6 protein-coding genes are annotated in these 5,645 nt (G+C 37.2%); 2 read left to right on the top strand and 4 right to left on the bottom strand.

Going from position 1 to position 5,645, the window contains the following annotated elements; all coding sequences use genetic code 11:
* Both AC1DND_RS17215 and AC1DND_RS17210 read right to left on the bottom strand, forming a co-directional pair.
* Window positions 1-1,279, bottom strand: a 1,279-nt coding sequence (locus tag AC1DND_RS17215; RefSeq protein ID WP_477583459.1) for a CCA tRNA nucleotidyltransferase, incomplete at its 3' end; no start/stop codon positions are given.
* A gap of 119 nt (window positions 1,280-1,398) precedes the next feature.
* Window positions 1,399-1,965: an L-threonylcarbamoyladenylate synthase gene (locus tag AC1DND_RS17210; protein WP_477583457.1), complete on the bottom strand. Its 567-nt coding sequence runs from the start codon at window positions 1,963-1,965 to the stop codon at window positions 1,399-1,401.
* Between the two features lie 95 nt (window positions 1,966-2,060).
* On the opposite strand from AC1DND_RS17210, the gene AC1DND_RS17205 reads away from it, so the two are divergent.
* The gene (locus tag AC1DND_RS17205) at window positions 2,061-2,831 is read left to right on the top strand and encodes a GLPGLI family protein (protein ID WP_477583455.1); all 771 of its coding nucleotides are present in this window, start codon (window positions 2,061-2,063) and stop codon (window positions 2,829-2,831) included.
* Between the two features lie 161 nt (window positions 2,832-2,992).
* The gene (locus AC1DND_RS17200; RefSeq protein WP_215129341.1) at window positions 2,993-3,550 is read left to right on the top strand and encodes a DUF4136 domain-containing protein; all 558 of its coding nucleotides are present in this window, start codon (window positions 2,993-2,995) and stop codon (window positions 3,548-3,550) included.
* Window positions 3,551-3,840: 290 nt separating this feature from the next.
* On the opposite strand, the gene AC1DND_RS17195 is transcribed toward AC1DND_RS17200, so the two are convergent.
* Both AC1DND_RS17195 and AC1DND_RS17190 read right to left on the bottom strand, forming a co-directional pair.
* On the bottom strand, window positions 3,841-5,034 hold the full coding sequence (locus AC1DND_RS17195) for a glycosyltransferase family 4 protein (protein ID WP_477583453.1): 1,194 nt from the start codon (window positions 5,032-5,034) through the stop codon (window positions 3,841-3,843).
* Window positions 5,035-5,049: 15 nt separating this feature from the next.
* Window positions 5,050-5,645: 2,3,4,5-tetrahydropyridine-2,6-dicarboxylate N-succinyltransferase (locus AC1DND_RS17190; protein ID WP_477583451.1), on the bottom strand; the 596-nt coding region annotated here is incomplete at its 5' end.

Genomic DNA, 5,645 nt, shown 5'->3' with positions numbered 1-5,645 from the left:
CCTCTTTTCCTGCATCAAGTCCGAAAGTTTCCATGATATCGTTTCCTGAAATAGGGGGCTGCCAGTTTCTAATTTTATCGCGTTCTTCTACATCCTTAAGCTTTTGTTTAACCAGCTCAAAGTTGTTTCGGTATTTTGTTTTTTTGTATTCGTTTTTAGTCGTTACATCGGCGTTGCAAAGCAGCATTAAACTTTCAATTTCTTCACCGGCATCAAAAAGTAACCGCCTTACCGCAGAATCTGTAACGGTTTCCTGCGCCAGAACAATTGGGCGTAAATGAAGCTGTACCAATTTTTGCACATACTTCATCTTTTCGTTTAAAGGCAGTTTTAACTGTGCAAATATTTTTGGAACCATTCTGGCTCCTCTATCTTCATGTCCGTGGAATGTCCAACCGTGGCCTTCTTCAAAACGTTTAGTGGCTGGTTTGGCAATATCATGTAAGATAGCCGCCCAACGCAACCATAAATCATCAGTGTCTGCGCAAATGTTATCTAATACTTCAAGTGTATGGTAAAAATTGTCTTTATGTCCTTTTCCTTTAATAATCTCTACCCCATAAAGCTGTGCCATTTGAGGGAAAATGAGCTGCAATAAGCCCGTATCAAAAAGATGTTTAAAGCCTATAGAAGGTTTTTTTGAGAGGATGATTTTATTCATTTCATCTGTTATCCGCTCTTTTGATACAATGGTAATGCGCTGTTTTTGCGTTTTAATGGCATTTAGGGCAGCCGGATCGATGTTGAAATTAAGCTGCGAAGCAAAGCGGATTGCCCTCATCATGCGCAAAGGATCGTCAGAAAAAGTAACTTCCGGATCGAGGGGGGTACGGATGAGCTTGTTTTCTAAATCTTTAATCCCGTCAAACGGATCTAACAGTTCACCAAAATGATCGGCATTTAAATTGATCGCTAAAGCATTGATGGTGAAATCTCTGCGCAGCTGGTCATCTTCTAAGGTACCGTCTTCAACAATGGGTTTACGGGAATCAGAACGGTAAGATTCTTTTCTGGCGCCTACAAATTCGACTTCTAAATCCTGATATTTAATATTTGCTGTACCAAAATTTTTAAAAACAGCTACTTTGGTGTGCAGTTTTCTACCTACTGCTTCAGCATATTCTATTCCACTGCCCACAACAACAATATCAATATCTTTTGAAGGGCGATTTAAAAATAAATCGCGAACAAAGCCTCCGATTACATATGCTTCGGTATTGTTCTTATCGGCAGTTGTGGATAAGGTTTTAAATATTGGGTTTTGTAGGTGTTGCTGCATAAAAATTGCTTCGTGCTGTCCCGAATGTGCGAGATCAGCATTTATTAGTATTAAGTCTCTGAAAATAAATTGGGTGACGAATTACTTAATGATGCGAAATTAATAAAAACTATTGAGGCTTACTTCCTAATAAACTCAAATTGTCCGCCGGGAGAAAGTTTCATAATGGTTGATGGCTTTCTGTTGGTTCGGTTTTCCTGCTCAAAATCTACCACATAATCAACAGCATCAATAATTTCGGGGGCTATATCGTCAAAGAATTTTGGCGAAGGCTGCCCGCTTAAATTTGCAGAGGTAGAAACTATAGGTTTCCTGAAGCGTTGGATTAATGGTGTGCAAAAATCGTGTTTAACAATTCTGATCCCCACACTTCCGTCGGCATTGATTACATTTTGGGCTAAGTTTTTTGCGCCAGAGAAAATAATCGTTAAAGGATTTTCAGCATATTCAATTAAATCATAAGCCACATCAGGTATTTCGGCAACATAACTTTGCAGTTTGCTGTCTACATCCAATAACACAATGAGGCTTTTTTCGGCAGGACGGTTTTTTATTTTAAGTACTTTATCCACTGCTTCAGGATTTGTGGCATCGCAACCTATTCCCCAAATGGTATCGGTAGGATAGAGGATCACCCCGCCCGATTTTAATACTTCAAAAGCTTTGTTAATCTCGTCTCTTAGCATTTTACAAAGTTAATTTATTAAGAGGAAGTTAAATAATGTTAATGTTTGGTTTTTGACTCTAAGAGTCTATATTTTTATGCAAATGCTAAAATAATATGAAAAAGTTATTCGCCCTCGCAATATTTATCTGTTTATCTCCATTCGTTATTGCTCAAAAAAAGATCATATTTCATTATACAAACAACATCAATATTAGTGGAATAACCAGTAATATAAAATTAGAGCAATATTATTTAAATGGGCGGTCGTTAGAAATAGTTATCCCAAGTAGTACCAGTTTTAAGAATGATACGACCTATGAGGGCCTACGTAGGAGGACAAGGGTTAAGTTGATGGTGAAAGACAATGAGAAAAGGATGCCATTTGTGTTGAAATCGCCAGATATTTCTGGTCTTATATATGCGGAAAACATCTGGTCAAAGGCAACTTATTTAGTGGTGGATACGTTGAACAATTTTAATTGGAAAATCTCTTCAGAAACAAGGAAAATTAATGGCGAAACTTGTATGAGGGCCGAAACCGAGTTTAGAGGGCGTAAATATATTGCCTGGTTTAAAAAAGATAATTTAGTTAAAGCTGGGCCATGGAAATTCGGCGGTTTGCCAGGCATTATATTTGAAGTGAGCGATACTGAAAATATATATCGCTATACTTTAGAAGAAATAGAATATGTAGACCAGTTTCCTATAGAACTAAAAATGCCAAATGCTTTTACCGATCATGAAATGATCAGTCATGGCACGTTTATTTCAAAGTGGAAAGCAAATAAAAAGGATGTAGAAAAAAATAATGACGTAGTTACTTATTCTCTAACGGGATCAAGTAATATCAAACAAACAGTTGCACCTATTAAGGAATTATATTGATTTTGTAAAATACTTAATCACAGATAGATAGCATCAAAACATAATCAAACAGAAATCGTTTTACAGATAACAATCTGATTGTAAAAAATATAAATGATTTTCCTTTTTGATTGTCAAAATCGTTATATTTAATTCAGGTTATTTAAAGAACAACGCACAAAATGAGAACAGCACAAAAATTATTAATGCTTTTTACAGTGGTATTGGCATTAGCAGGATGTACAACACTCCGCACCGCATCAGATTATGATAAAAATGTTGATTTGAGCGGTTACAAAACTTACAATTTTTACGATAAAGGCATAGCAAGGGTTAAGCTTAATAATCTGGATAAACGCAGATTAATAGCCGCGGTTGAATCTGAAATGAATGCCAAAGGATTTACGAAATCAGACCGACCTGATTTATTGGTGAATTTGGTGGTAGTTGCCCGGGAAAAAACCGATGTTTATGGTCCAGGTTACTACGGTGGCTGGGGATGGGGCTGGCGTGGCGGCTGGGGAAACCCTTTCTGGGGCGGCGGCGGAACCTATGTAAACCAATATATTGAAGGTACAATCATTATAGATTTCTTAGATCCTGCTAAAAAGATCTTATTCTGGCACGGACAGGGATCCGGTTTTAACCTCGATAGCTTTAACAAAAGAGAAGAACGTTTATACACCGGCGTAAAAGAAATATTGGCGCAATATCCACCAACTGTTACTGCTGCTAAATAAAGCTGTAACCGTTACGTTAAAATATCTAAATAGCAATTCATTAATTGCTGAGTAGCTATAGGGCTGTTGAATTTTTAAACAAATTCCAGCCCTGTTTTTATTAACACAAGTTCGATTAAATATTGGGTTGTAATGATTGCTTTTAATAGCTCCTTTGCCTAATGCGATCGTCATGCTGAATTTATTTCAGCATCTTTTTAGCATGAAAGACCCTGAAATGAATTCAGGGTGACGACACTCATAAAAAATACATTGTAATATATTTTTAAAATATATTATTAATGTAACGATTAAAGAGACAAATAACAATCCATTAATTGCTGCGTAACAATAGGACCGTTGAATTTTTGAACAAATTCCAGTCCTTTTTCCTTCATCTCTTTTTGGAGTTGTGGTCTTTCAAGAATTTGATTAATGGCTTTTGCAAGTCCGTTAGCATCATCAGGTGAAATGTATAAGCTATCTGGTCCGCCAGCTTCTTCCAGGCATGACCCGGTTGCTGCGACTACGGGGATCCCAGAATAGAGGGCTTCGATAATCGGAATGCCAAAACCTTCGTAAAAGGAAGGATAAACAAAAACATTTGCCATTTGGTAAATGCCAGGCAGATCGGCAAAAGGGATATTTTTTAAGAATAGAATTCTGTTTTTAAGGCCGAGCTTTTCTATTTCTTTCTCAACGGTTTTAAAATAAGCGGTTTGTTTACCTATTACCACCAGTTTATACTCCTCATTAACCTCTTTTAAAGCCTGAACAGCCAATATAAGGTTTTTACGCTCTTCAATGGTACCAACGTTTAGGATGTATTTTTCAGGCAGTTTATAAGTTGCCCTAATGCGGCTTAAGGTTTCTTTAGCAAAAGGTGTTTTAAAACTGTCATCACAGCTTTGGTAAATTACCTCAATTTTTTCAGAACTGATCCCATATAAATCAATAATGTCTTCTTTTGTTTTTTCGCTGATGGCGATAATTTTATTGGCCCGTTTACAAGCAGATTTGCTTTTCCACTCGTATAATTTCCGGTCGATAAATTTATAATACTGAGGGAAGCGAAGAAAAATTAAATCATGAATGGTAACGATCGATTTAATCCGGGTATGTTGTATGGCTAATGGAATTTCATGACTGAGCCCATGATAAATCTGGCAACCATCTTGATTTAAATCTTTAAGGATGTTTAAACTTCGCCATAAAAAAGGCCCGTTTTTTGGAAGCTTCAGTTCGATGTTTTCATTTGCGAGAAAAGCATCAATCTGTTTAGCAGATTTTACTTTTGGAGCGTACACCAAATACTGATGCTGAGGAAACTGATGTGCCAAATGCTCAATTAAAGACCGGCTGTAATTACCTAATCCTGTTAAGTTATTGGCAGCACGCTTGCCATCGTATCCGATTTTGAGCGAAAAGCTTAAAGCCGAAAGACTAAAGCTTGATTGCTCAAGTTCTTTACTTTCGGCTTTTTGAGTTTTGCTTTCAGCTTTCACCTTTGTGCTTTCAGCTTAAACCGCTACGTTATTTTCTCTCAACGCATCGTTAAGCGAAGTTTTCTTATCTGTACTTTCTTTACGTTTACCAATAATTAAAGCACAAGGTACCTGGAATTCGCCTGCAGGGAATTTTTTAGTATAGCTTCCTGGTATTACTACCGAACGTGCAGGAACAATTCCTTTATATTCTACTGGTGTAGGACCGGTAACATCAATAATTTTAGTTGATGCAGTTAATACCACATTAGCACCTAAAACAGCTTCTCTTTCTACTTTAACACCTTCTACTACAATTGCTCTAGAGCCTAGAAATGCATCATCTTCGATAATAACCGGAGCAGCTTGTACAGGCTCTAAAACACCACCAATACCCACACCACCACTTAAGTGAACGCGTTTACCAATTTGTGCACAAGAACCAACAGTAGCCCAGGTATCAACCATAGTACCTTCATCAACGTAAGCGCCAATGTTTACGTACGATGGCATCATGATTACACCTTTTGCTAAAAACGCACCATAACGTGCACTTGCCATAGGCACAACACGTACACCAGTTGTTTTATAATCGGTTTTTAAATCCATTTTATCGTGGTAAACAAAAGGAC

Source organism: Pedobacter sp. 01N416 (genome assembly GCF_056399685.1).
Note: the sequence above shows the minus strand (reverse complement) of the source record. Positions and strands in the feature narration are given on the sequence as shown.

Bases quoted from the DNA above. Each gene is read 5' to 3' on its own strand.
- AC1DND_RS17210 (WP_477583457.1), bottom strand. From the start codon at position 1,965: ATGCTAAGAGACGAGATTAACAAAGCTTTTGAAGTATTAAAATCGGGC.
- AC1DND_RS17200 (WP_215129341.1), top strand. From the start codon at position 2,993: ATGAGAACAGCACAAAAATTATTAATGCTTTTTACAGTGGTATTGGCA.
- AC1DND_RS17205 (WP_477583455.1), top strand. From the start codon at position 2,061: ATGAAAAAGTTATTCGCCCTCGCAATATTTATCTGTTTATCTCCATTC.